22 protein-coding genes and 1 pseudogene are annotated in these 24,095 nt (G+C 61.1%); 9 read left to right on the plus strand and 14 right to left on the minus strand.

All coding sequences use genetic code 11. The annotated features are described in order from the left end of the window. The 3 genes from QM600_RS14750 to kstD all read right to left on the minus strand — a co-directional run. The coding region (locus tag QM600_RS14750) for an FAD-binding protein (protein ID WP_283262224.1) at positions 1-820 on the minus strand (820 nt) is incomplete at its 3' end. 54 nt (positions 821-874) lie between these two features. After that, on the minus strand, positions 875-1,732 hold the full coding sequence (chsH3, locus tag QM600_RS14755) for an enoyl-CoA hydratase ChsH3 (RefSeq protein ID WP_283262226.1): 858 nt from the start codon (positions 1,730-1,732) through the stop codon (positions 875-877). Beyond that, complete coding sequence (kstD, locus tag QM600_RS14760; protein ID WP_283262227.1) at positions 1,722-3,434, minus strand: 3-oxosteroid 1-dehydrogenase; 1,713 nt, start codon at positions 3,432-3,434, stop codon at positions 1,722-1,724. The genes chsH3 and kstD overlap by 11 nt, the downstream gene beginning before the upstream one ends. Before the next feature lie 115 nt (positions 3,435-3,549). Between kstD and QM600_RS14765 the strand changes: the two genes are divergently transcribed. Genes QM600_RS14765 through QM600_RS14775 form a run of 3 tightly spaced genes read left to right on the plus strand, consistent with a single transcriptional unit; the run spans position 3,550 to position 6,417 of the window. Further along, on the plus strand, positions 3,550-5,196 hold the full coding sequence (locus QM600_RS14765) for an FAD-binding protein (protein ID WP_283262228.1): 1,647 nt from the start codon (positions 3,550-3,552) through the stop codon (positions 5,194-5,196). Next, entirely contained in the window at positions 5,189-5,941 is a 753-nt protein-coding gene (locus QM600_RS14770) for an SDR family NAD(P)-dependent oxidoreductase (RefSeq protein ID WP_283262230.1), read from the plus strand. The genes QM600_RS14765 and QM600_RS14770 overlap by 8 nt, the downstream gene beginning before the upstream one ends. Next, positions 5,938-6,417 (plus strand): VOC family protein, encoded by a 480-nt coding sequence (locus tag QM600_RS14775; RefSeq protein ID WP_283262231.1) that lies wholly within the window; start codon positions 5,938-5,940, stop codon positions 6,415-6,417. Before QM600_RS14770 ends, QM600_RS14775 begins: the two co-directional genes overlap by 4 nt. A gap of 63 nt (positions 6,418-6,480) precedes the next feature. On the opposite strand, the gene QM600_RS14780 is transcribed toward QM600_RS14775, so the two are convergent. From QM600_RS14780 to QM600_RS14795, 4 genes and pseudogenes are all read right to left on the minus strand, one after another. Continuing rightward, on the minus strand, positions 6,481-6,792 hold the full coding sequence (locus QM600_RS14780; protein WP_283262232.1) for a TetR family transcriptional regulator: 312 nt from the start codon (positions 6,790-6,792) through the stop codon (positions 6,481-6,483). After that, positions 6,776-8,343, minus strand: a pseudogene (locus tag QM600_RS14785) (MFS transporter). Before QM600_RS14785 ends, QM600_RS14780 begins: the two are co-directional and overlap by 17 nt. 109 nt (positions 8,344-8,452) lie before the next feature. After that, positions 8,453-8,812 carry a hypothetical protein gene (locus tag QM600_RS14790; protein WP_283262233.1) on the minus strand — a complete coding sequence of 120 codons (360 nt, stop codon included), beginning with the start codon at positions 8,810-8,812 and terminating at the stop codon, positions 8,453-8,455. Between the two features lie 2 nt (positions 8,813-8,814). Continuing rightward, positions 8,815-9,975, minus strand: coding sequence for a 3-ketosteroid-9-alpha-monooxygenase, oxygenase component (locus QM600_RS14795; RefSeq protein WP_283262234.1), 1,161 nt, complete (start codon positions 9,973-9,975; stop codon positions 8,815-8,817). 195 nt (positions 9,976-10,170) lie between these two features. Between QM600_RS14795 and hsaA the strand changes: the two genes are divergently transcribed. From hsaA to hsaB, 4 genes are read left to right on the plus strand one after another with little or no spacing between them, the layout of a single operon-like run. Beyond that, positions 10,171-11,346 carry a 3-hydroxy-9,10-secoandrosta-1,3,5(10)-triene-9,17-dione monooxygenase oxygenase subunit gene (gene hsaA / locus QM600_RS14800; protein ID WP_283262235.1) on the plus strand — a complete coding sequence of 392 codons (1,176 nt, stop codon included), beginning with the start codon at positions 10,171-10,173 and terminating at the stop codon, positions 11,344-11,346. Between the two features lie 10 nt (positions 11,347-11,356). Then, positions 11,357-12,235, plus strand: coding sequence for a 4,5:9,10-diseco-3-hydroxy-5,9,17-trioxoandrosta-1(10),2-diene-4-oate hydrolase (gene hsaD, locus QM600_RS14805; RefSeq protein ID WP_283262236.1), 879 nt, complete (start codon positions 11,357-11,359; stop codon positions 12,233-12,235). Then, on the plus strand, positions 12,235-13,137 hold the full coding sequence (gene hsaC, locus QM600_RS14810) for an iron-dependent extradiol dioxygenase HsaC (protein ID WP_283262237.1): 903 nt from the start codon (positions 12,235-12,237) through the stop codon (positions 13,135-13,137). Before hsaD ends, hsaC begins: the two co-directional genes overlap by 1 nt. Further along, positions 13,134-13,694, plus strand: a complete 561-nt coding sequence (gene hsaB / locus QM600_RS14815) for a 3-hydroxy-9,10-secoandrosta-1,3,5(10)-triene-9,17-dione monooxygenase reductase subunit (RefSeq protein WP_283262238.1) — start codon at positions 13,134-13,136, stop codon at positions 13,692-13,694. The genes hsaC and hsaB overlap by 4 nt, the downstream gene beginning before the upstream one ends. A 51-nt stretch (positions 13,695-13,745) precedes the next feature. Here the strand turns inward: hsaB and QM600_RS14820 are convergent, their stop codons facing one another. After that, on the minus strand, positions 13,746-14,582 hold the full coding sequence (locus QM600_RS14820) for an Abi-alpha family protein (protein ID WP_283262239.1): 837 nt from the start codon (positions 14,580-14,582) through the stop codon (positions 13,746-13,748). Between the two features lie 2 nt (positions 14,583-14,584). Continuing rightward, positions 14,585-15,859 carry a DUF445 domain-containing protein gene (locus QM600_RS14825; protein ID WP_283262240.1) on the minus strand — a complete coding sequence of 425 codons (1,275 nt, stop codon included), beginning with the start codon at positions 15,857-15,859 and terminating at the stop codon, positions 14,585-14,587. 331 nt (positions 15,860-16,190) lie between these two features. Between QM600_RS14825 and thrS the strand changes: the two genes are divergently transcribed. Continuing rightward, the gene (gene thrS / locus QM600_RS14830; RefSeq protein WP_283262241.1) at positions 16,191-17,411 is read left to right on the plus strand and encodes a threonine--tRNA ligase; all 1,221 of its coding nucleotides are present in this window, start codon (positions 16,191-16,193) and stop codon (positions 17,409-17,411) included. On the opposite strand, the gene QM600_RS14835 is transcribed toward thrS, so the two are convergent. Continuing rightward, a complete protein-coding gene (locus tag QM600_RS14835) occupies positions 17,408-17,857 on the minus strand; it encodes a MarR family winged helix-turn-helix transcriptional regulator (protein WP_283262242.1) in 450 nt (149 codons plus the stop codon). The two genes, thrS and QM600_RS14835, sit on opposite strands and share 4 nt — an antisense overlap. Positions 17,858-18,000: 143 nt before the next feature. On the opposite strand from QM600_RS14835, the gene QM600_RS14840 reads away from it, so the two are divergent. Then, positions 18,001-19,182, plus strand: a complete 1,182-nt coding sequence (locus QM600_RS14840; RefSeq protein WP_283262243.1) for an MFS transporter — start codon at positions 18,001-18,003, stop codon at positions 19,180-19,182. A 130-nt stretch (positions 19,183-19,312) separates the two neighbouring features. Here QM600_RS14840 and QM600_RS14845 read toward each other — a convergent pair whose 3' ends face one another. From QM600_RS14845 to QM600_RS14860, 4 genes are all read right to left on the minus strand, one after another. Next, positions 19,313-21,340 (minus strand): neutral/alkaline ceramidase, encoded by a 2,028-nt coding sequence (locus tag QM600_RS14845; protein WP_283262244.1) that lies wholly within the window; start codon positions 21,338-21,340, stop codon positions 19,313-19,315. An 87-nt stretch (positions 21,341-21,427) separates the two neighbouring features. Further along, positions 21,428-22,123, minus strand: a complete 696-nt coding sequence (locus QM600_RS14850) for an acetoacetate decarboxylase family protein (protein ID WP_283262288.1) — start codon at positions 22,121-22,123, stop codon at positions 21,428-21,430. Positions 22,124-22,283: 160 nt separating this feature from the next. Further along, the gene (locus QM600_RS14855) at positions 22,284-22,718 is read right to left on the minus strand and encodes a cupin domain-containing protein (RefSeq protein WP_283262245.1); all 435 of its coding nucleotides are present in this window, start codon (positions 22,716-22,718) and stop codon (positions 22,284-22,286) included. 79 nt (positions 22,719-22,797) lie between these two features. Then, the gene (locus QM600_RS14860) at positions 22,798-24,027 is read right to left on the minus strand and encodes a DUF2254 family protein (RefSeq protein WP_283262246.1); all 1,230 of its coding nucleotides are present in this window, start codon (positions 24,025-24,027) and stop codon (positions 22,798-22,800) included. Positions 24,028-24,095 lie beyond the last annotated feature (68 nt).

Below are 24,095 nucleotides of genomic sequence, written 5' to 3' on the forward strand. Positions count from 1 at the left end.
AGTTCGGTGCGGCTTGGAGGGTGACGGAGGTGAGGAAGGTGCGGCCGAGGTTGGTCAGCAGTGGGCGGATGGCGGTGTCGGCGCGGTTGTAGGTTTTGAGGGCGTATTCGGTGCCGGTCCAGACGACTGCGGTCAGGGAGGTGACGAGGTTGGAGAGGGAGCCGAAGGTTTGTCCGGGGACGTGGGCTTCGCCTTGTGCGGGGAGGGCTGCGCCGTGGGCGTCGACGGCGAGGGCGCCGGCGATGGAGAGGACTCCGGGGGCGGGGAGGTTCGCGAAGCCGAGGTTTTCGTCTTGGAGGGCGGTGGTGATGGCGTCGAGGGTGGCGCCGGGTCCGGCGGTGACGGTGGAGATGGGTCCGGTGGCGTCGACGTTGACCCAGTTCAGGTGGACCATGGTGTCGGCCAAAATGACTTTGTCGCGGGGGGCGTCGTTGACGATGGTGAGGGGGGTCCAGCCGTGCATGGCTCCGCGGGGGCGGATGGTGTAGCCGTTGGTGTGGCCCCAGTTGGCGAGGCGGACTGCGTCGTCGGGGGTTTTGGGGGCGCAGGTCCAGATGGTGTCGAGCATGATTTCTTTGGACCAGTTTTGGTAGGCCTGTTGGTAGAGGGCGATGCCTTCGGGGAATGCGGGGGGTGTGGGGAGTGTGGGGACGGGGCCGGCGGATCCGCTGCTGCCGCTGCTGCCGCTGCTTCCGGCGGGGATGGCGTAGGCGGGGGTCCAGGTGCCGGTGAGGGTGGTGGCGGCGAGGGCGCTGGCTCCGGCGGCTGCGGCGATGAATCCGCGGCGGGTCAGTCGGGTTGTTTCGTTTTGGGCAGTCATGTTCGGGCTACTCCATCAGGGGTTGAGAACTACAGCGAGTTCGACAGGTGGATATCAGGCAAGGGTGAGAACTACATCGGCCAGGGCGGGAGTTTCGCGCTCCGCAGCAAACGCAGAGATCAAGAGTTGCCCTTGGTTTTTCCAAATTCGGATACTCAAGTTCTCGCCCGGAAATACTACACCGGCAAACCGGGCGCGAAATCCGGCTACCTGCGAACTGTCGCCGTCAAACATGGTATCTACTGCGGCCTTGCAGACCATTCCGTACGTGCACAATCCGTGCAGGATTGGTGCCGGAAATCCTGCTGCGGAAGCGAATTGAGGATCCGAGTGCAGCGGATTTCGATCACCGCACATCCGGTACAGCAGAGCCTGCTGGGGGAGAACCGGCAGCAGAATCTCGGCGTCCGGCTCGCGATCAGGCAACGAAACCGACTCTGAGGGACCACGTTCGCCGCCGAATCCGCCTTCTCCGCGAGCGAAGATGGACGAGCGTGCAGTCCACAGCGGACTGCCTTCGGCGTCGACGGTCACCGACTCCTGGACGATGACTGCAGCCTTGCCCTTGTCCCATATCTCGGAAATTCGGGTTGTGGTTTGTCCACTCCCACTAGCCGGGATCGGTTGGTAGACAGTGACTTCCTGGCTTCCGTGAACGACTTTGGCCAGATCTATTTCGATGCCGGGGAACGAAACCTTGGGAGCTTCGGTGGCGTGGAAATTGGCTGCGACTGTCGCGAAGGTCGGCAGCACCTGCGGCTTGGTGTCGTCGAGGTAGCGCAATTCGTTCGTGTCGAGCGGGCGCGCTCCGGCGCCGAGCGCCAGATGGTAATGCTGCACGTCCGACGGCGTCCATGAAAATTCTTGTGGCGCAAGCTCTGCGCCCAGAGCGATGCTGGGATCAATTGGCATTGTCGACTCCAGCGTCTGCGGTGCTGGCCTTGGCCTTCTTCATGCGATCGGCAATGTCGAGAACGGCAAGGTAGCCGAAAGTCATTGCGGGACCGATGGTTGCGCCCGGACCGGCATAGGTATGGCCCATGACGGGTGCGCTGGCATTGCCCGCGGCGTAGAGGCCGTCGATGACACTGCCGTCTTCGCGAAGTGCGCGACCGTTGACGTCGGTGCAGATTCCGCCCTTGGTTCCGAGGTCTCCCGGAACCATCTTGATGGCGTAGAACGGCGCCTTGCTGATCTCGCCGAGGCTGGGGTTCTTCAGTCGCGGATCGCCGTAGTACGCGTCGTAACCGCTGTCGCCGCGACCGAAATCTTCGTCCTTTCCGCTGCGCGCGAAGCCGTTGAACCGCTCCACCGTCTCGGTCAGAGCGGACACGGGAAGCCCTGTCTTCTCGGCCAATTCGGCGATTGTTCCAGCCTTCACGACGACGCCGGCCTTGAGCCAGCGACTGGGGAAGGGCGAGCGCGGCGTGATGCCGGCGAACGTGTAGCGGTTGCGGTAACGCTGATCGAGGATCATCCACGTCGGGATGTTCTCGCCCGGGCCTTCACCCTGGCCGAATTCTCCGCCGTACATCGCATGCGTTGCCTCTACGTACGGTGCCGCTTCGTTGCCGAAACGCTTGCCGGACGTGTTGACCATCATCGAACCGGGGAGCGTGCGCTCGGACAAAGCGAACCACGGTCCGCCCGTCAGCGGGATCGACGGACCCCACCAAGCGTCGTCCATGAAATCGACTGCAGCGCCCAGTTTCTGGCCTGCCGCGATGCCATCGCCGGTGTTTGCCTTTGCGCCGACGGTCCATTCGGTGCCGATGGGGCCGCGCTGGTACTTCTCGCGCATTTCCTTGTTGTGCTCGAACCCGCCCGAGCCGAGGACGACGCCGTGGCGAGCGTGGATGACCTGCTCTTCGCCGTCGATCAGGACGTTGACGCCGCGAACTGCGCCGTCTTCGGTGTACAGCGAGGTGAGCGGTGTGTTCAGCAGGATGGGGACACCAGCCGACTGAAGGCCGAGTCGAATGCCGGCGACAAGAGCCTGGCCGCGAACGAGGAGGTCTTTGCGGGTTGCCTTGGCTGCGAGGAATCGCATGCCGACCTTCATTGCGCGCAGCGGTCCGCGCGGGTTGCGCATCAGCAGGTTGAGCCACTTGTAGTCGGCTTGGGTGATGACGAAGTTCTTGGGTGCCTTGACGTAGTCGGGTTCGAGGTTCTTGCGGTCGGCGCCCAACTTGTTGCCGTCGAACGGGGTGGGCTCGACGCTGCGTCCGCCGACGCGTCCGCCGGGGGCTTCGGGGTAGTAGTCGGAGTATCCGGGAACCCACTGCAGTTCGAGGGGGCTGTTCTTCAGGACGAAGGACAGCATTTCCGGTCCGCGGTCGAGATAGGTGTCGATCCGCTCGGGGGCGACGACGTCACCGATGATGCTGTGCAGGTACGAACGCGCGGCCTCTGGTGTGTCGCTCACCCCTGCGGCCTGAAGTGCTTCGTTGTTGGGGATCCAGACGCCACCGCCTGATCGGGCAGTGGATCCGCCGTAATGGGCGGCCTTCTCCACGATGACCACACTCAAACCCTGATGGGCCGCGGTCAAGGCCGCTGTCATACCTGCTGCACCACTGCCGACGACGACGATGTCGTATTCCTGCTTGCTCATGTAGAACACGTTATAGAATGATAGGGGTGTCAGTCCATGCTTTCTGCCAGGAAGTATTTCCGAACGTTGTCAGTGATAAAGAAACACGTTGCAGTGAAATTGAGGATGGTGCGGTGTGACCTGGGATACTTCGGTTGATGTCCTCGTGGTCGGGTTCGGGGTGGCCGGCGCCAGCGCGGCACTCGAAGCAGTGGCGGCAGGTTCGTCGGTGATGGCGATCGACCGGGCGTTGGGAGGTGGCGCCAGCACCATTTCCGGCGGCATCGTCTACGCGGGTGGCGGAACGTCGGTTCAGAAAGACGCCGGCGTCGACGACACTCCGGAGGCCATGCTCGCGTATCTCGAACGCGAGGTCGGCGACGCGGTTACGCCCGAGACTCTGCGACGTTTTGTCGATGAAAGCCCCGCGATGGTCGACTGGCTCACCGGTCACGGTGTCCCGTTCGAAGCATCGCTCTGCCCGTACAAGACCTCCTACCCGAGTAACAAGCACTACCTGTACTACTCGGGTAGCGAGTCTGCCGGCGGATTCCGTGACGCGGCCAAACCTGCGCCTCGCGGCCATCGAGCCAAGGGTCGAGGAACCTCAGGCAAGATGCTCTACAGTCCGATGGCCGAATCAGCTGTGGCAAAGGGCGTGCAGTTGCTCGGCCAAACCCGCGCCGATCAGTTGATCATCGAGGACGGGCGGGTGATCGGCGCACTGGCACTGACGCTTCGGGACGCACCGGCGAGTGTTCGCCGGCGTCACGCCGTACTCGGATCTTTGTCGTCCAAGCCGGGCGTCTACGCTCCGCAGCTGCGCACGATTCTCGACGCCCGTATCCGGAAGATAGAGAAGAAGTACGCCAAGAAGATTCGCATCCAGGCCCGTGGCGGCGTGATTCTCACTGCCGGCGGATTCGTGTCCAACCGCGACATGATGCGCACGCATGCTCCCGCGTACAAGGGCGGAATTCCGCTCGGCACTTCCGGCGATGACGGCAAGGGAATTCAGCTCGGCATCGATGCCGGCGGTGCCACCGACAAACTCGGCAATGTTTCGGCCTGGCGATTCATCGTGCCGCCCAGCGCATTTCTCGGCTCGATACTCGTCGGACAATCCGGTAGCCGTATGGTCGACGAATCTCGTTACGGCGCGGCTCTCGGTCAAGCAATGGTCGAGAAGAGCAGTGGAATCGGCTGGCTGCTTGCCGATTCCGGTCTGGTTCGTGAAGCGAAGGCGCAAATCCCCGATCAATCCATGTGGTTTCAGCGAGTCCAGACTATGGGAATGATGCGAACCGCAGTACACGGCAACACTATTGCCGAGGTGGCGCGGAAGGCTGGGATCGACGCGGCCGGACTCCAGACCACCGTCGACGCCCACAATGCTGCTGCCGCAAGCGGGCAACCTGATCCGATGGGCAAACCATCCGACTTCGTGCGGCCGGTACTGACGGCGCCGTTCACGATGTATGACGTCTCGGTCAAGCCGAACATGATGAATCCGTGCCCGATGTTGACCCTCGGCGGTCTGGTTGTCGACGAGACCACCGGTGCTGTGAAAAATGAAGACGGGCATGGCATTCCCGGCCTGTATGCCGCCGGACGTAGTGCTGTCGGAATTTGTTCCAACTCGTACGTGAGCGGATTGTCGCTCGCTGACTGTGTATTCTCGGGCCGCCGGGCCGGACTGCACGCGTCCATTTTTTTCCGACGCCCGGAAGGCCTGAAAGCCACGCAAAGCGGCGCTGGCGTCGTAAGCTCGGTGTGTGACTGACGTATTAGACGGAAAAATTGCATTGGTGACCGGCGCGTCTTCGGGCTTGGGGCGCGCCGTATCCGAAATTCTGACCCGACGGGGCGCACAGGTTTTCGGCGTTGCCCGCGGCGAAGAGCAGCTTCGGCAATCGATGATCGATGTGGCGGGTGCTGTTGGCGAGCAGAGGTATTCGGCTTCCGATGTTTCTGATTCCGCGCAATGTGCTGCGGCGGTTCAGAAGTGTGTCGACACTCTCGGCGGTATCGATATCCTGGTCAACGTGGCCGGTTCGCACACGCTCCGCCACACGGCTGAGATTGCCGATGACGAGTGGGCACATGACCTCGCCGTAAACCTCAACGGACCGTTCTTCCTCTCTCGCGCAGCGCTTCCGCATCTGCTCGAGCGCGGTGGCAACATTGTCAACGTGTCCTCGATCGCCGGGCTCGAAGGGCAGGCCTACTCGGCCGGATACTGCTCTGCCAAGCACGGTTTGATCGGGCTCACCCGAGCGATGGCGATGGAGTTCACCGGAAAGACCTTGCGCGTCAACGCCATCTGCCCCGGCGGCATGATGACCCCGCAGGTCACCGGATTTACCTTTCCGGACGGCGTCGACTTCGACCTCGTGATGAAGGTCGCCTCGCCTCGCGGACTCATGGAAGCAGAAGACGTCGCGAAAATGGTGGCGTTCATCGCCTCCGACGACGCGTCCGCGATCCACGGTGCTGTGTACTCGGTAGACAACGGAAAAATGGCATGACACCGCTGGTCTCGGGACCGATCTTCCAGATCTGCTGGGTGGTGGAGGACATCGCCGCTGCCGAGCGGGACTTCACCGAGAAATGGGGAGTTCGGCGCTGGCTGCGCTTGCCCGACATCACATTCGGCCCCGAGACCACCACGTACCGCGGTAAGCCGGCGGAGTACACCATCCACGTGTCACTGGGCTATGTCGGAACTCAGCAGATTGAGCTGATCCAGCCGGTTTCGGGACAAAACCTCTATACCGAGTTCCTCGAGAAGCGCGGAGTGGGTGTCCACCACGTGGCGTGGGTGCCAGACGATTACGAGGAGACTCTCGCCGAAGCCGGCCGGCGTGGGATGCCGATCCTGCAACAGGGTCGCGCCGGTATGGAATTCGCGTACGTGGATGGCGGCGCCTTGGGCGGATACGTGGAACTCATGAAGCTCACTCCGGAGATTCGCCTGATGTTCGATTCCCTTATCGACGATTGAAAACCTTGGACCAGTAGGCGTTCGTCGCGGCGGGAGTTCCGCGTGCGCTCGCTAGGCTGAACATCAGGGCTCGTAGTCTCCCGCAGTGGCTGCCCGGAGCGCCTGAATCGAGGTGAGCTCCGGAGGCTGTGTGAGGAAGGCCTCGACGATCAGGGGATCGAAGTCGTCGGAGAGCACCACGTCAGCTTTGGTGGGGAAGTAGCGGAAGAACGTGCTCTCCGAGATTTCGCACGCATCGATGATCTGTTGCACGGTTGTCGCGTCGTAACCTCGCTCTTGAAACAACCGGAGGGCTTGCGCTTGGATAGTGGCTCGGGTGCGGGCCTTCTTGCGCTCGCGGAGACCGACAGGCCGCAGTTCATCGTGTTTCGGCATGAGTGTTGCCCTGCGGCAGGAAAAGTAGGGCCAGAACGAACCCGACCACCGCGATACCGGTAGCCGCGAGGAGTGAGGTGTCCATGCCGTGGACAAACGCGGTTCGAACGGACTCGAGAAGTGACGCCGAACCGCTCCGTTCCGAAACGGCTACATCGCCAAAAATGCTTTCGCGCACCACCGTCGCCGCGTCGGGTGGCAGCGCGCTGACATCGATGCGAGACAAGTATCCGGACGTGAGAACCGCACCGAGGATTGCGGTGCCGAAGGGGCCTCCCACTTTGTTGACAGCCTGTAGGACCGCAGAACCGACACCGCTGCGTTCCTCGGACAGTTCGGTGAGGGCAGCAGCGGCCGAGGTCGCCATGGCCAGGCCCATCCCGAGCCCGACAATCGCCATCCATCCAGCAACAAACGCGCCGCTCGAGGCGACTCTCGTGAAGGATCCGAAAGCGAAACCTACCGCAAGCAAGGTAAACCCGAGCGCAACGGTAACTTTGGCGCCCAGTCGGCCGGCGAGGCGATCTGCAGGAACCGCGCCCACCACAAGACCGGCGATCAAAGGCAGTAGTCGAATCCCGGATCCCATCGCGTCGGTCCCGAGTACCCCCTGGAAGTACTGCGGCATGGTGAACAGACCGCCGATCATCGCAAGCACTGCAACGGCAGCTATGATCACGCCCCACATGAACGATGCCGATTGGAACAACGTCAGGTCCAGTAGCGGTTGCCCGTCGGGCCGACGACTCAGCCGTCGTTCCCACTGGAAGAATTCCACCAGCACCAGGATTCCGGCGGCCATGAAGAGCAATGCATCGACGTTGGTCCAGCCGTCCTGTCCGGCTGTGATCAAGCCGTAGGTCACCGCCACCAAGCCTGCCGACGACGAGGCCATGCCGATCGGATCGAGGCCCGGGCGTTGCGCTGCAAGCGATTCCGGCACCAATGCCGTGACCGCAATAATTCCGATCAGTACTACCGGCACGTTGAGCAGGAACACCCAACCCACCAGTAATTGGTAAGGAGCCAGCCTCCCGAAATGGGCCCGAGTGGAAGTGCGACGAAGTTGGCGGCGGTCCAGACGCCGACGGCTTTCGGTCGTTCCACTTTGCTGAAGAGCACGGTGAGTGCGGAAATCGCCATCACGATCACCCCGGCGCCGGCTAGTCCCAGAATCGCTCGAGCGACGAGGAAATCGGTTGGCGACGTCGAATATGCGGAAGCGATCGAACCGACTGCAAAGAGTCACAATGCGATGAGCATCAGCTTCTTGCGACCGTAGCGGTCGCCGAGAAGTCCAGCGGGGAGCATGGCCGCTGCGAGTACGAGGAAATAGGCCGACGAAAACCACTGTAGGTCGGCCTCGGAGGCATGGAGGCTGTCGGCGAGCGTCGGGAGGGCGACGCTCAGGATCGTTCCGTCGAGGCCGACAGCAAGGACTGCGAGGCTCACGGCGCCAAGGGCCCACCAGCGCCGAGGACCGAGATCTGTTGTGACTGTGATTTTTGAGGTATTCGCTGAGACTGCGTCATTCATGATCGGGTCATTCATGACTGTCTCCTTCAATTGAAGGTAACTGCCACAAAAATTCTAACTCTGACGACTGACAACGAGTGAGGGCCGACCCGATTGGGTCGGCCCTCACTCGTCGTAGTTGTGGTCAGCTGGATTCCGGATCACGCACCGAAATTGTGCCGTCCACGACGGCGTCGGCGATGCTGTCGTGGAGTTTCGGGCAACCGTCCTTGAGTGCCGAAGTCTGCCCCGACGCGATGGCGTCCTTGAACGTGTGGCACCGCAGTGCGGGATCGGAGGTCCACTGAATGCTGGTGTGCTTGTACGTGTTCTTGCGAACCAATACACAAGCGCCACAAGCTTTGCAGTCAACTTCCTGCAAACCTGAATCCAGGTATTCGTGTTTGTCTTCGACGGTCTGGGCTGCGATTGCCTCGAGCCGTGCCGGCTGCCCGGCAAAGTCCGGAGCCTTGGCCCAACGGTGGTCACGAATCGAGGCGCTCACGATTAAACCTCGGCTTCGTTCTTTGCCGCAGCTTCGGCGGCTTCCTTCTCTGCCTTCTGGCTGGCGAGGTTTTCTTCGACCTCGGCGTGCCAGGCTTCGTTGGCCTTGGTGGTGTCCACCTCGAACTCGAAGCGCTGCGTCATCTTCTCGGTGACGTCGGCCTTGTCGACATAAAACTGCTCGTACCAGCGTCGCAGCTGGTAAACCGGGCCGTCTTCTTCGCACAGCAGTGGGTTTTCGATCTTGGTCTTGTTCTTCCAGATCGCGACGTCCTGGAGGAAACCTTCACTGATGCCTTCGGTGAACTTGGCAGCCAGCTTGTTGGAAACTTCGTCCGTGAGGCCCGTGGGCTTCTTGACGGTCACGCCCCACTGCAGCACGAAGGAGTCCGGGCTGATCGGGTAGTGGCAGTTGATGAGGACGCTCTCGACCTCGAACCCGCTGTAGCTGTTCCACAGGGGGTTGACCATGTACGACGGTCCGTAATATGCGGCCTCGGAGCGAAGCAGCGTATCTCCGCCGTACTGCGACGCCATTCCGATATCGGGGCGTCCCGTGGTGTTGAGGTACTGAGTGGCGACCTCCCCTTCGAAGACGTTCTTGAAGAACGTCGGGAAGGCGTAGTGGATGTAGTAGAAGTGCGCCATGTCCACGACGTTGTCGATGATCTCGCGGCAGTTGGAACCTTCGATGACCATGGAGTTCCAGGTCCAGTCGGTCCACTCGTCGCTGTAAGCGCCTTCGATACGCGGGATGACGATGTCCTCGGGCGGGGGATTGCCCTCGGGGTCGTTCCAGACGAAGAGCTGAGCGTTCTGCTCGAGGGTGTGCCAAGCGCGCGTGCGAGCGAGCGGGGGAACGCGACGTGCGTAGGGGATCCCGGTGCACTTTCCGTTGCCGCCCCAGCGCCAGTCGTGGAACGGGCAAGCGATGGAATCGCCCTTGACCTCGCCTTGTGTGAGGTCACCGCCCATGTGGCGGCAGTAACCATCAAGGACCTTGATGTCGCCCTTGGTGTCTGCGAACACTACGAGCTTGGTACCGAAAGCCTCGATCGCGTGCGGTTTGCCGTCTTTGAAGGTCTTCAGAAGACCCAGGCAATGCCACCCGCGGGCGAAACGGGTCTGTACCGTTCCCACGTCGATCTCGCGAATTTGCGCCATTGTGACGTCACATCCCTTCTCGCTGTTAGTAGAACACGTTATAGAACGAACGCCAGTTTCGCTAGATTTTGCGAGCACTTGTTACAGCATTGCGGCCGCAAATGAGACCTTTGTCGATGTCTCGACAGAAATGAGAACGTGTTCTAGTCTCAAGTGTAAGTGAATCATCCGATCGATAGAGACGGGAGCGTCGAAGTGGGTAACCATGACAGCCACGAGGTGATGCAGAGGCTCGACGCACTGCTGCCGGCACTGCGTGAGCGAGCACAGGAGACAGAGGATCTTCGTCGTATTCCCGACGAGTCCATCAAGGCTCTGCAGGAGAGCGGTTTCTTCCGCCTCCTCCAGCCGAAGCAGTGGGGCGGATACGAAGCCGACCCCGTGCTGTTCTATTCGGCAGTGAAGAAGATTGCCAGTGCCTGTGGATCGACCGGATGGGTCTCCTCGATCATCGGTGTACACAATTGGCACCTGGCACTCTTCCCGCAGCAGGCACAGGAAGACGTGTGGGGCAACGACTCTGACGTTCGCATCTCGTCCTCCTATGCACCGATGGGAATGGGCGAAGTAGTCGAGGGCGGCTACAAGGTCAACGGCGCGTGGGCCTGGTCTTCGGGCTGCGACCACGCCAGTTGGGTCGTACTGGGCGGACCGGTCATCAAAGACGGCCGACCTGTCGACTTCGTGAGCTACCTGATTCCCCGCGAGGACTACCAGATCGACGACGTCTGGAACGTAGTCGGCCTGCGCGGAACCGGCTCCAATACCGTTGTGGTCAAGGACGCTTTTGTCCCGTCGCACCGCGTTCTCAGCTTCCGTGCCATGAGTGAACTGACAGCTCCGGGCCTGGAGAACAATACGGCTCCCGTGTACAAGATGCCGTGGGGAACCGTTCACCCCACCACGATTTCCGCGCCCATCGTCGGAATGGCTTACGGTGCTTACGAAGCTCATGTCGAACATCAGGGCAAGCGCGTCCGTGCAGCCTTTGCCGGCGAGAAGTCCAAGGACGATCCGTTCGCGAAGGTTCGTATCGCCGAAGCTTCCAGTGACATCGATGCAGCCTGGCGTCAGCTCTCCGGCAACGTCGCCGACGAGTATGCGTTGATCCTTGCGGGCGAAGCGGTTCCGATGGAACTGCGTCTGCGCGCCCGCCGCGACCAGGTGCGTGCTACCGGTCGTGCGATTTCCGCGATTGACAAGCTCTTCGAGAACTCCGGTGCCACAGCACTGCAGAACGGCACGCCGATCCAGCGCTTCTGGCGTGACGCTCACGCAGGCCGTGTTCATGCAGCCAACGACCCCGAGCGTGCTTACGTCATGTTCGGCACAGGCGAGTTCGGCCTTCCGATCACCGACACGATGGTCTAAGGGAGACGCAGTGACCACCACCGAAGAATCACTCACCTACGAGTCCACCTCGCGTTTCGCGCAGGTACGCCCCGATCTGAAACTGCACTTCCACGAAGCCGGCGTCGGCAACGACCAAACCATCGTGCTGCTGCACGGCGGCGGACCCGGCGCATCGTCGTGGTCGAACTTCGCACGCAACATTCCGGTGTTGGCGAAGAACTTTCACGTCATCGCGGTTGATCAGCCCGGCTACGGTCAGTCAGACAAGCCGACCGAGCATCCGCAGTACTTCGCGCACAGCGCGTCGGCGCTCAACGATCTCTTGGACACTCTCGAGATCACGGGACGCGTAGACCTACTGGGTAATTCGCTCGGTGGTGGCGCTGCGGTCCGCTTTGCGCTCGACTACCCGGATCGCGCCGGACGGCTTGTCCTCATGGGCCCCGGCGGACTCAGCGTCAACCTCTTTGCACCGGACCCGACCGAGGGTGTCAAGAACCTCGGAAAGTTCAGCTACCAGCCGACGCGCGAAAACCTCGAATCGTTTCTGCGCATCATGGTTTTCGATCAGAAGCTCATTACGCCGGAACTCGTCGACGAGCGGTTTGCTGCAGCCAGCACACCGGAGTCACTTGCCGCAGCCAAGGCAATGGGTAAGTCCTTCTCCAGCAGCGACTTCGAACTCGGCATGCTCTGGCGTGAGGCATACAAGCTCCGTCAGCGGGTGCTCCTGATCTGGGGCCGCGAAGATCGCGTCAACCCGCTCGACGGTGCGCTGGTCGCACTCAAGATGATTCCGCGTGCGCAGCTTCACGTCTTCGGCGGCTGCGGACACTGGGCGCAGCTCGAAAAGTTCGACGAATTCAACCGGCTCGCAACCGATTTCTTGCTCGACGGAGGTAAGTGATGGGTATTCGTTCCCTGGCATACATGCGCATCGGGGCCACCGACATGGCCGCGTGGCGTGATTACGGCCTCAAGATCCTCGGCATGAACGAGGGCAAGGGCGTCGACGCGAATTCGCTGTACCTGCGGATGGACGATTTTCCGGCGCGTCTTGTCATAGTTCCGAACGAGACGGATCGGCTTCTCGTCTCGGGTTGGGAGACCGCGAATGCAGCGGAGTTGCAAGACATTCGTGATCGTTTGTCCGCTGCCGGTGTTCCCTTCAAAGAGGGCACTGCGGAGCAGTTGAAGGATCGGCGCGTCGTCGAACTGATCGCGTTCGAGGACACCTCGGGTAACTCCCTCGAAGTGTTCCACGGTGTCGCGCTTGAACATCGACGCATCGTGAGCCCGTACGGCCACAAGTTCGTGACGGGTGAGCAGGGCCTCGGCCACGTCGTACTCACCACAGATGACGATGATGCTTCGCTGCGGTTCTACCGCGACGTCCTCGGATTCACGTTGCGGGACTCGATGCGTCTGCCACCGCAGATGGTCGGCCGGCCCGCAGACGGAGACCCGGCCTGGCTCCGGTTCCTCGGTTGCAACCCGCGCCATCACAGCCTCGCGTTCCTGCCGTTCCCCAACCCGACGGGCATCGTGCACCTGATGCTCGAGGTGGAGAACTCCGACGACGTCGGGCTGTGCCTGGACCGCGCACTGCGCAAGAACGTCAAGATGTCCGCAACTCTCGGGCGCCACGTCAACGACGAAATGCTGTCCTTCTATATGAAGACTCCGGGCGGATTCGACATCGAATTCGGCTGTGAGGGACTCGAAGTCGAAGACGAAAGCTGGATCGCGCGCGAAAGTACGGCAGTAAGTCTGTGGGGTCACGACTTCACCGTCGGACTGAAGCCGTGAGTACGCCCGCGCTCGACCCACGGCAGTTCCGCACAGTTCTGGGTCAGTTCTGCACTGGCGTCACCATCATCACGACAGTCGATGACGGTGAGCCCGTGGGCTTTGCCTGCCAGTCTTTTGCCGCGCTCTCCCTCGATCCACCCCTGGTGTTGTTCTGTCCCACCAAGGGTTCTCGGTCCTGGGCGGCAATCGAGAGGACCGGCAAGTTCGCTGTCAACGTGTTGGCCGAAGAACAGCAGTCCGTGTGTGCGCGTTTCGGTTCGCGTGAGCCGGACAAGTTTGCCGGTATCGACTGGACACCTTCACCTTTGGGTTCGCCGATCATCGACAACTCACTGGCACACATCGATTGCACTGTCGAGACCGTCCACGACGGCGGCGATCACTACGTCGTCTTCGGTCGTGTCTCGTCGATGAGTGAGATCAAATCCGAACGCCCGCTGCTGTTCTACCGCGGGCAGTACACGGGTATCGAGCCGGACAAGACCGTGCCGGCGCCGTGGCGGGACGATCTGGAAGCGTTCCTGACCACGATCACGGAAGATACCTGGCTGTAGCAGCTTTTGCTCACTGCGCGCCTCGTGGTTCGACGAGGCGCGCAGTGCTGTCTATACGCTCGGTTGGGCGTTCGGCAACGAGAAGCAGGTGTGGCAGAAGTCCTCACCGAAGGGCGTCAGCACGATGCTGCGACGCACGATCTTGTTGGAACGCCCAGCGCGGCGGACGGCGTCGAGCACTGAAGGTTGCACCTCGACCACCTGATACCGATTGGCTTCGACAGGTTCGCGGGAGAATGACACCAGCCCCAGCCGATGCAGGTTGTTGAGATAAGCATTGGTGCGATCAAGGTGCCGGCAGCCGGCCAGTTCGCCGATCATCGACAATCCCTCTTCGATCATTTCCGATCCCACGCCAAAGGGCCGAGCAGTGCGCACATCGACGCTCGGTTGCGCACCGGAGATGGCGAGCAACCTCAGGATTCGCGCTTCGTCGGGTGCTGTTTCGTCGAGGATCCGGTCGTAGGCCGGGTGGAGATCGTCGCTCTCTGTGACGTCTGCGGAGCGGTCGAGCAGGTTGTCGCCGCGCAGGCGCAGGGCAGCGAGGGCCGATTCGGCGCTTTGCTTGCGAGAAGGTCGCGCCATCATCGCGGATCGCAGGTTCTCGGATCGGGAAGGTGTTTCGCCGGTGGGACGCGGCTGGATATTGGCGGATTGGGCAGCTTCCGCGGCGGCTTCCGTCGCAGCTTGAACGATCTGCCGGGTCGCCTCTCGCGCCGTGCCGAAGGCCCATCCCGTCAACTTCAGCGACGTGAGTGTGGTGGTGGCGGTCAAGCCGACAAGGCTGCGGATGAGTCGCTTTTCGACGGACTCTTCTGATGCCATGTCGGTATCCCATTCGTAGGTGGGTTCGTCGAGTATGAATCGATGATCGTGTTGTTCAGTCATGGTCATACTCCGAATATCGCGAGGTGCAGGAAACCGGCCAATGAGCCGAGTACGGCTCCGTGCACGAACAGCAGCCATTCATCTTGTTTGACGGCTGATCGCAGTAGCTCGCTGAAATCTTCCGGCGACAGTTTGTTCATCTGTACCGTGACAAAGATCCGGATTTTCTCGGACTGGCTTTCGGCGAATGCCGCGTCTTCGAAAACGCGGGGGACAAGGTCCAGGACTTCAGTAGTCGCCAGGCTCGGAAGACGGTTGTAGCTTTGTGAGCCCACAGTCATTTTCACGACGGATCGTGCCCAACCGACGGCGTCGTCGACGGATTCTCGTAGTACCTGATCGAGCATTCGCCGGGTGCGGTCGGAACGGGGGCCTTCGAGTAGTTCGGTGCCGATGTTCTCGAGGGTGACAACGTGGTCGGCCAGTGTCTTTGCATAGCCGGCAATGATTTCCGTACGACGCTTGAGGAAGAGTCCCTGCCGCCACGGAACCCAGCGACTGGGCGTGATGGGTTCGAAGATCATCATGATGCCGAGGTAGTTCACGACGTAGCCGATGATGACACCGCCGACGGGCAGTACCCACCAGAACGGTAGGAAATGGAGCACGGCTACCAGTACGAAGCCCATGGGGAACCCGAAGTAGAAACCGAAGTTCTGCATGAAGCGCAGTTCTTTGTTTCCCATGGTTCGGAAGATGTCGTTGAGAAGTTTCGGGTGCGAAGACAGGTATCGGATCACCATGAGTTTGGCGTCGATGAACTCGTCGATGTTCTCTTCGATGCGGGCCGTGATGGTGCGGACGCTGGCCGGTAGGTCATCTTCGACCTTGCGGAAGACGGCTTCCTTCACGGGGTTCGGGAGGTTGTGCCAGAGCTGAGGATTTTCGGCGGTCATGATTCGAGTGACAACACCGCGGACTTCGGTCCGTGAGATGGTGACCAGATGTTCCGCGATGCTGTCGGGATCGAGTTCACGATAGAAGTCGGCGATACTGCCGACTTTTGCCAGTGACTTGTCCACCGCGATCGACGCCATCTTCTCGGCGCGAGAAGGAACAATGCCTTGCCAACCGAAACGACCGTCACTGGTAATTGCCGGGATCACCTGCACTCGGCGCGGTAACAGCGGGAACAAGAACTTGAGCCCCGGAACTTTGATTCCGTGGAAATTGATCGGCGCAAACAACATCAGCACACCAGACCAATTGGTGATGTACCCGATGATTCCAGTGAACAACGGGATGGTGATCAACTGTTCGAGCAAGTGGTCCGGCACCGTTGCCAATCCTCCTCATATCCGAGAATCTCACGTTCGGACATGGTCGCCGAAGTTGTGTGTCACTGGCCCGAGAACTGCCATCCCGGTTGCGTCAGCATAGAGTGCCGACAAATTGGGTCTGGGATCGGTTCCGAAGTTAATGTAACCTGACGTCCATGGTCAGTTTTGTGCAGTACACGACGACGCCGGTTTTCTTCCGGCGCATCGATTAGCTACTGCTGACCGAACCCATTCCAGCCCCGGGAGTTATCGCCCGGGGCATTGTTATTTCTTGGGCGTGCGGCTCTGGGCGTGCGGCTCCCGGTTCATCCGAAACGGAGCATCCGCCATGAGCCTCGATCACCGTGTACTCGGACGCGAATTGGAACTGTTTGCCACTACTCCCGTCGTCGGCGCAGGCCTGCCGTTGTGGCTGCCCGACGGCGCAATCATCAGAACTGAACTCGAAAAGCTGGCTGCCGAGGAGGCGGCCGGGTCCGGTTGCCGGGGCGTCTACACACCAGTCCTTGCGAAGAAGGAGTTGTACGAGCGTTCCGGCCATTGGTCCAAATTTTCCGAAGACATGTTTCCGGAGATGAAGATCGGCGGTGAGTCGTTCCTGTTGAGGCCTGCCAACTGTCCGCATCACGCGCAGATATTTGCTGCGCGGGGACGCAGTTATCGAGAGTTGCCTTTTCGAGTCCGCGAACGCGGTTCGATGTTCCGAAGCGAACTGTCCGGGGTTCTCGGCGGGCTGAGTCGGGTGAGGCAGATCAATCTCGACGACGCACATGTCTTCTGTAGCCCCGCGCAGGTACAGGCGGAGGTGATGGTGGCACTCGACGCGATCGAGCGGTGCTACTCGATTCTGGGGATTTCGGACCGCGAGTATCGACTTTCGATCCGTGGGGCGGAGGGTCAGTACCTGCGTAGCGACAACCAATGGGCGGACGCGGAGGACCAACTGCGTCGCGCATTGGCGGAGAGGTCGATCACCTACGTCGAAGCAAAGGGTGAAGCTGCCTTCTACGGCCCCAAGATCGATGTCCAGGTGCTCGACGCGCATGGCCGGGAAGAAACTCTCTCGACCGTTCTGCTCGACTTCAACCAACCTGAGCGATTCGAGTTGGAGTACACCGTCGAGGACGGATCCAAGGCGCGCCCGATCATGATTCACCGTGGGCTGTTGGGTTCCATGGAGCGGATGACCGCACTGTTGATCGAACGGTTCGAAGGTCGGGCGCCGCCGTGGTTGGCGCCCAATCAGGTGTCGGTTCTACCGATCTGCGACGAGCATGTGGCAGCAGCTGAAGAACTTCGGTGCCGTCTCGCGGATCGTGGTGTGCGGGTTGTTGTTGCGTCGGGCGGATCGTTGGGGCGACGAATTCGTGAAGCTCGCACCCATCGGGATCCCTCTATCGCGGTGATCGGGGACAGCGAAATGCGTGACGCTGCAGTCAATGTTCTGTTGCCGGCGTGGGATCAGAAGTCAGGAGTTGATGCGGGAGTCTTTGTGGATCAGGTTGTTTCGGATATCTCGAGCAGATCGCTTACCCCGAGTGGGTACTAGCTGCCCGCCGGGAGCTCATGGAGAGCGCGCACCAAAGGAGCGAGTTCCGTTGTCTTGCAAGCCTCTTCGAGTGCGGCTTCGAGAGTCGCGTCATGCGTCGGTCGGGCGCTGTCGAGCAGTTCCCGGCCGGCTGGGGTGAGTTCGGTGTAGATGCCGCGGCGGTCGTCGGCGCACAGAATGCGGGTGAGGAGGCCGCGGTCTTCAAGGCGATTGACCAAGCGGGTGGTGGCGCTGCTGCTCAGCGCGGCTGCGCGAGCCAGCTGAGCCATGCGCATGTGCCAACCGTCCTGGCGGCTCAAAGCGTCGAGAACGGTGTATTCGACGACGGACAGTTTGTGCTCACGCTGGAGAGCGCGTTCGAGTTCGGTATCGAGAGCGCCGTGGAGGGCGGCGAGCGTGCGCCACCCCTGCGAGCGGATTTCGACGGCGTCGTCGGCGATCCCCATGTGATTCTCCTTGTCCGTTTCCTGCGAGCTCAGGTTACCAGCTTGCGCATGTAGCGAGCGCATGCAACTATTTATCGCGCGCCTGCAACTACTGCACACGCCTGCTACAGGCTGACGCGTAAACCTGTGAAAGGAACATCGAGATGCCATTGGGTCTCATTGCCCTCGCTATGGGCGGGTTCGGGATCGGCCTCACCGAATTTGTCATCATGGGCCTCCTGCCCGAGGTCGCTGGTGACTTCGAGGTGACCGAATCCGTCGCCGGCTACCTGATCTCGGGCTATGCGCTGTCCGTGGCGATCGGTGCGATCCTGCTGACCGCGGCAGTCATACGCTTCGAGCGCAAGAAGGTGCTGCTGTCGCTGATGGTGCTGTTCATCATCGGAAACCTGATGTCGGCACTCGCTCCCTCGTACGAGGTCATGATGGGCGGCCGCATCGTCGCAGCACTGTGCCACGGCGCGTTCTTCGGAATCGGATCCGTCGTGGCAGCAGACATGGTCGCGCCCAACAAGCGCGCCGGAGCCATTGCGATGATGTTCGCCGGTCTGACCATCGCCAACGTTCTCGGTGTGCCGTTCGGAACACTGCTCGGCCAGCAACTCGGATGGCGCTCGACGTTCTGGGCCATCACCGTCATCGGTGTCATCGCCTTGATCGGAATTGCCGCACTGGTTCCGACGACGCCCGCACATACGTCTAACGGTGGACTGCGCAGTGAATTGGGCGCCTTCCGCAACAAGCAGGTCTGGTTCTCGATTGCCATCACGATCCTCGGTTACGGCGGAATGTTCGGTGCGTTTACCTACATCGCCTTCACCCTCACCGAAGTAAGTGGTTTTGCGACCTCCAGCGTCCCGTGGCTGCTCATCCTCTTCGGATCGGGATTGTTCGTCGGAAACTTACTGGGCGCCAAGGCAGCTGATCGCGCGCTGACGAAGTCACTCGTCTGGACTCTGGCAATTCTGACCGTCGTACTGATCGTGTTCGCGGCTACTGCGGAGAGCAAGATCATGACCGTCATCTCGCTGTTCCTGATGGGCGCCTTCGGCTTTGCGACGGTACCCGGCTTGCAGATGAGGATCATGAACTACGCGTCGGAGGCGCCGACCATGGCATCGGGCGCGAATATCGCGGCCTTCAACGTCGGTAATGCACTGGGCGCCTGGCTGGGCGGTATCACCATCGCCGCCGGATTCGGGTTCACTTCACCGATCTGGATGGGAGCGGTAGTCACGGTTGTCGGCCTGCTGGTGCTGCTGGTCGCGTCGTCGGTGGATCGTTCGCCGAAGTTGCCGGATCGGGATGCGGTATTGGTCGGATAGTGCCCGTTTAGTACGGTCTGTACCCCACTTCTATTGAGCGAACGTACCTTTCGGCGCATCTAAGGCGACCAAAGGTACGTTCGCTCAACGGAGGGGTGGGCTCGGACAAGGACGGTTCAGCTGGCCCGAGTCAGGAGATCTGGAATTCCGTCGTCATGCCGCTGAAAGGCGTGATCTGCCCAGTGCCCCGAGCCTTCGACGCACTGAAATGCTGGATCCGGTAGGTACCTGCCTTGGTTCCGGCGGGTACGTCCCAAGTGATGCGGGCGACGGAACCGTTACTGCCGACGCGACGCCAATGGAGCTTGGTGGACCAGTCGTTGTCGTCGGCGACGCGAATCCACTGTCCACCGGCGTTGCGCTCGATTTCGTAGAATGTCCCGTTGCGTTGGGTGTCGTTCTTGGGGTGTCCGGTGACAAATTCGACGGCAACCTGCTGACCGGCGGTGCTGTCAGTAGGTTGGATGGTCGCAGTGCCGAATTGTGTTCCGGGCAAAGGCTCGTCGAAGTCGACGCCGGGGCCGAAGCTGGGCTGGAAGCCGGACAGGTCAGCGGGTGCGGGGCCGCGCGGCGGTTCGACGCCATCTCGCATGGAGGCTGCGAGCGCGGCGTATCCCTGCTGGTAGGCGGGGAGGGTGTAGCGGCCGAACATCGTCGAACCGCCCTCGTACTGCTGGGAATCGTATTCCTGAGGCGTGGTGCAGTAGCTCGAGTAGGAGTTGGCGTAGCCCTGGAAGATGACGTTTTCGAGCGGGACACCCAACTCTGCGGCCACGGTTCGACGCACCCGCAGGCCGGAGACGATGGTGAATTCTGCTGGGCCACCGACGATGTAGAACTGGCCGATGCGCAGGATCTGAATCTTCAGAACGTTGGGGACCCAGCCGCCGGGTGGGAGCAGGCCGACCGGAACTACGACGAGCTTGGGTGCCTGTGCATCCTGAAGCCACTGGGGGACAGGTGCATCCATGCCTCCGAGGGCGTCGATCATGGGGTTGCGGGTGCCCTCGGGGAAGATCGGGATTGCCGGTCCGTCCTCGACGCTGCCCGCGCTCATAGCGGCACCGATTGCCGCGGGAGCAGTGCGATGCTCGCGTCCGTCCGGGGTGAACTTTCCGCTGACGATCTGGTTTGCCATGTCCAGGTACATGATTCGGCTGTCGACGCCACCGGTGAGAGTTTCCGACGCGGAGTTGTAGGCAATCTGAGCGGCGGCGACCTGGCGTTGCCCGATGATGCGGGCGTTTTCGAACTCGTCTTCGGTCGGGCCACGTCCCGGTTCGAGGAACAGGTTCGGGGACATGTCGCCACTGTTGGTCTGGGGGAATGCGGCCACAAAGTTGGGGGTACCGTCGAGGTAGCGGACGCCCTTGTCGTCGTGCTCCCAGAAGTAGGCGGCTGCGCCCTTGTTGTCGCCGGAGATCAGATGGTTCTCGTTGGTGAGGGATGCACAGTGGGTGGCGAACCAGTTGATCGAGCCGATGTCTTTGCCACTCTGACTGATTCGCAGGACGCGCATGTGATGGTCGTTGCCACCGGGGTAGTACGCCTTGTCTTCTTCCGGGTTGAGGTCGAAGGCAACTCGGGAGCGGTTGACGCTGGCGTCAGTCAGGTCGGAGCGTCCGAACCGCACGGTGCCGGGCGCAAGATCGGCGTGCGCGGCGCTGATCGCTTCGACCATGCCGTTCACTTCGGCTTCGAACACCTGAAGTTCGAAGCCGAGAACCGCGAGGTTGTAGGCGTAGTTGTGGGAGGCGCCGCCGCAGGCCGCATGGGAGTGGATGGCCGTCAGCATGACGTTGCGTTCGGTGTACAGGTCACCGAACTTCTGGCCGAGTCGACGCAGTACCTCGTCATGTACGGATTGGAAGATCATGCAGTTGTCGACGCAGACGTACATCACTCGCGCGTTGCCGTCACCGAAAGCGAAGGCGCGGGCGCGCATTCGCTGATGTAGACCTTCGGCGCGCTGCTCGAAGCTCGAGTAACCCATCATCCCGACCTCGGCCACGGGGCCGGTGACGTCGGAGATTCCGACGCCGACCTGCATGGACCCCGATGGTGCGGAGGGTTCGGCATGAGCATGCGTGGAGCCCAGTACTGCGAGCGCTGGAGCAACGGCGGCACCTGCCAAGACGGTGCGTCGAGTGATGTTCACGGGTGTCCTTTCCGGCGGCCGACGCCAGTTGGTCAACCGTCCAGCAGTGTAGCCCGTGTCACATATGTGTGGAAAGGGTAGTCGCAATCAGATTTCCGTCGCCTCTCCGAACGTCATTGCGAGGCCCGATATCGTCGTGGTCATCAGAGCGCGGCGAGGCAACCCGAGGCGTCGTAGTTCTGCCGCCATCGGATGACTTCCGAGTTGAATTTCTGCCCCGCCGGGTCGTGACTTCACGCCGGTCGGTGCCATGTCCCACGATGTACACCGGGTGACGCCGTCAAGATGCGAATAGGCGGCCAGTGACATGTTCGCCCCGGATCCAGGAACGCTCACTCCCGACTTCACGCTCAACTGTGTGATGAGTTTTCCGCCCAGGGAAACCGAACCGCGCTTGACGGATCCAACGTGCTCGGTATCGAACTCCGCCAACACCTTCGGGAATCCCCAGATTTCACGTCCGGCGGCTTTGGTGAACTCGCCGTCGACTGGCAGTTGGTGGATGAGTGCGCCCGCGGTGCCGGAAGCCAGCGACCGTAGATCGCCCAGTACCGACGTCTCCGGCGGGGCGGTATGGCTTCGCACCATGTACGTCACGCCGAATTCGTTGTACGGCCCCAGATCTCCGTCCACGTAGTCGACAAACACCAACCCGCACAGAGCGCGTCCGGGCCGGTACTGAAGGACCGTCAAGCCGGTGTAGTCGATGATCGACTGAGCGGTGATGCTGGGAACGGAATACATCGCCATGAAGGCCGACGCGGTCCGAACCTCGACGGGCATTTCGACGGTCTTGCCCAGGATGCTGTAACTCACGACGCCACCATGCTGATCGTAAATGTGGATCTTCCGGTCATCGATATCTCCTGCTCCTAGGTGCGCTCGCGCAGTCTTGTGCTCTATAGGAACAGGTTCTACTCAGCGAGGCAAGGGGAGTAGGCCGTCAGCCGGGCAATGTGCAGCCGGGCTGCGGCGCGTCCTCGGAGAGGGGACTGCCGCTGGGATTCACGTAGACGATCATGAGGACCAGCGGTGTTGTCTGTGAGTTGTTGCCGATGTGAATATTTCCGGATCCGCTCGGCTCGATGAGAGTGTTGCCGGTTTGGTAAATACCGTCGACACTGCAATCGGAGCGGTAGTGGCTCAACGTGCCGGCGGCTACAAATCCGTACAGCGTTCCGTCGTGGAAGTGCCAGCCGGTGGATCCGCCCGGCTCGACGGTGATCTTGCGCAGGACGTAGTCCTTGTCGCCAACTGTCACCTGGCCGAGGATTTCGCCGTGCACACCGGTGCCGGGGGTTGCCGACGCGGTCAGTGGCGTCAGAGACAGGCCGACCGCGGCGGACAGGGCGAGCAGAACCTGATGTCGTTTACGCATGTGCGGCCTCTCAGACGGATGTAATCGACAGTTTTCACCATTTACGTCCGAATTATCCGGGTTTGAAAGATTGTTTCGGCTACACCGGATGTTCGTCGCGGTCCGACGGAGGATAGAGATAGTGGAAACGCTCGATGAGCCCGTCGATCCAATCCAATCGCGCCGTGAGCATTCGGTGGTGGCGGGGCAGGGACCGGGATTGGGTACACACAAGAACTGCTCGAATTCGGTTGAACACCAACGGTGACTTCACGGCTGCGGCGATCAGGTCGTCGATTCCGGTACGGACGAAGTCGTCCAAGCCGGGCAGCGGAATGACGACGCGCAGTGTGCCGGCATCGTCGGTGATACTCAGCGGAACGGTGTGCAGGGATGACGCTCGAACCAGCAGATCCTCGATTTCGTCGAGAGTTTGGACGGCGGTCGCTGGATCGTTGACCGCCGGAGACAGTGCGCGCAACCCGATGTCGGCGAGCAATCGTAGTGCTAGCAGCGGATCCTGGATGAAGGTTCTTTCTCGTCCGCCGACGAGGCAGTCCACGACGGTTGCATCAGGGAGATAGCCGTTGTGCACTTCAGCGATTGGGGTCCCGTATTGCAATGTGGTGCCAGGAATCTGGAGCAGGACAACCAACGCGTCGGCCTCGTTCGCTGCGTCCTGGAGTTGATTGACCAGAATTTGTTGGAGCACCGCAGGCGGGTGAGGCCAGATGATTGTCGAATGCATCGTCGATACCGATAGTGTTGGGGCCGATCGATTTTCATCAGTCGGGGGATAAACGGCGTCCAGGACGAGGCGTCCGCGATCCGCGATGGACGCAAGTGCCGGTGCCAACTGTATTGATGCAAACGCTCTCAACTGGAGTACCCGCAGCAGCGACAACATCGCCAATAGCAACAGGACTGCGACGGTCGGAATGATCACGGACACTTCGTTGTGGCCGCTGATCGCAAGGGCTGTGGTGAGGTCGAAGACCGACTGTCCGATGGCGAAGGCGAAGGTTCGCCAGACAATCGGATCGTCGCGAAAAAGTGTCAACCGAGGTGTGAACGTGGTGGACGCCCACTGCACGACCAGGAAAAGGAGTGAGAAGATCACCGCGATCGCGCCCAGCAGGCCCAGTCCGATGGCCACCAGCATGTCGGATACTTGGCGCGCGGGCACGACAGGTCCACGCTGAACCAACGGAATCGCAAGTCCGGCCGCCAAACCCGCCAGCATCATGACAAGTTGGGCGAACCCAGCCCGCCACCTCCGACGGCGGAGGAGGAAGGCCTTTCCGATCGGGGCCGAATAGCGCTGATCCACCTCTTCGAAGATGGGTTATGTAGCGAACAGGGGCATCACCCGAAACGGATGATGTTGTTCTGTCAGCG

It is taken from the genome of Rhodococcus sp. IEGM 1379 (genome assembly GCF_030056815.1).
Classification (GTDB): Bacteria; Actinomycetota; Actinomycetes; order Mycobacteriales; family Mycobacteriaceae; genus Rhodococcus_F.

What these genes read in the sequence shown, in the direction of transcription:
- chsH3 (WP_283262226.1), bottom strand. Translation starts at nt 1,732, where the DNA reads ATGCCAATTGATCCCAGCATCGCTCTGGGCGCAGAGCTTGCGCCACAA.
- kstD (WP_283262227.1), bottom strand. Translation starts at nt 3,434, where the DNA reads ATGAGCAAGCAGGAATACGACATCGTCGTCGTCGGCAGTGGTGCAGCA.
- QM600_RS14775 (WP_283262231.1), top strand. Translation starts at nt 5,938, where the DNA reads ATGACACCGCTGGTCTCGGGACCGATCTTCCAGATCTGCTGGGTGGTG.
- QM600_RS14780 (WP_283262232.1), bottom strand. Translation starts at nt 6,792, where the DNA reads ATGCCGAAACACGATGAACTGCGGCCTGTCGGTCTCCGCGAGCGCAAG.
- QM600_RS14795 (WP_283262234.1), bottom strand. Translation starts at nt 9,975, where the DNA reads ATGGCGCAAATTCGCGAGATCGACGTGGGAACGGTACAGACCCGTTTC.
- hsaC (WP_283262237.1), top strand. Translation starts at nt 12,235, where the DNA reads ATGGGTATTCGTTCCCTGGCATACATGCGCATCGGGGCCACCGACATG.
- QM600_RS14820 (WP_283262239.1), bottom strand. Translation starts at nt 14,582, where the DNA reads ATGACTGAACAACACGATCATCGATTCATACTCGACGAACCCACCTAC.
- thrS (WP_283262241.1), top strand. Translation starts at nt 16,191, where the DNA reads ATGAGCCTCGATCACCGTGTACTCGGACGCGAATTGGAACTGTTTGCC.
- QM600_RS14835 (WP_283262242.1), bottom strand. Translation starts at nt 17,857, where the DNA reads ATGGGGATCGCCGACGACGCCGTCGAAATCCGCTCGCAGGGGTGGCGC.
- QM600_RS14840 (WP_283262243.1), top strand. Translation starts at nt 18,001, where the DNA reads ATGCCATTGGGTCTCATTGCCCTCGCTATGGGCGGGTTCGGGATCGGC.
- QM600_RS14850 (WP_283262288.1), bottom strand. Translation starts at nt 22,123, where the DNA reads ATGCCCGTCGAGGTTCGGACCGCGTCGGCCTTCATGGCGATGTATTCC.
- QM600_RS14855 (WP_283262245.1), bottom strand. Translation starts at nt 22,718, where the DNA reads ATGCGTAAACGACATCAGGTTCTGCTCGCCCTGTCCGCCGCGGTCGGC.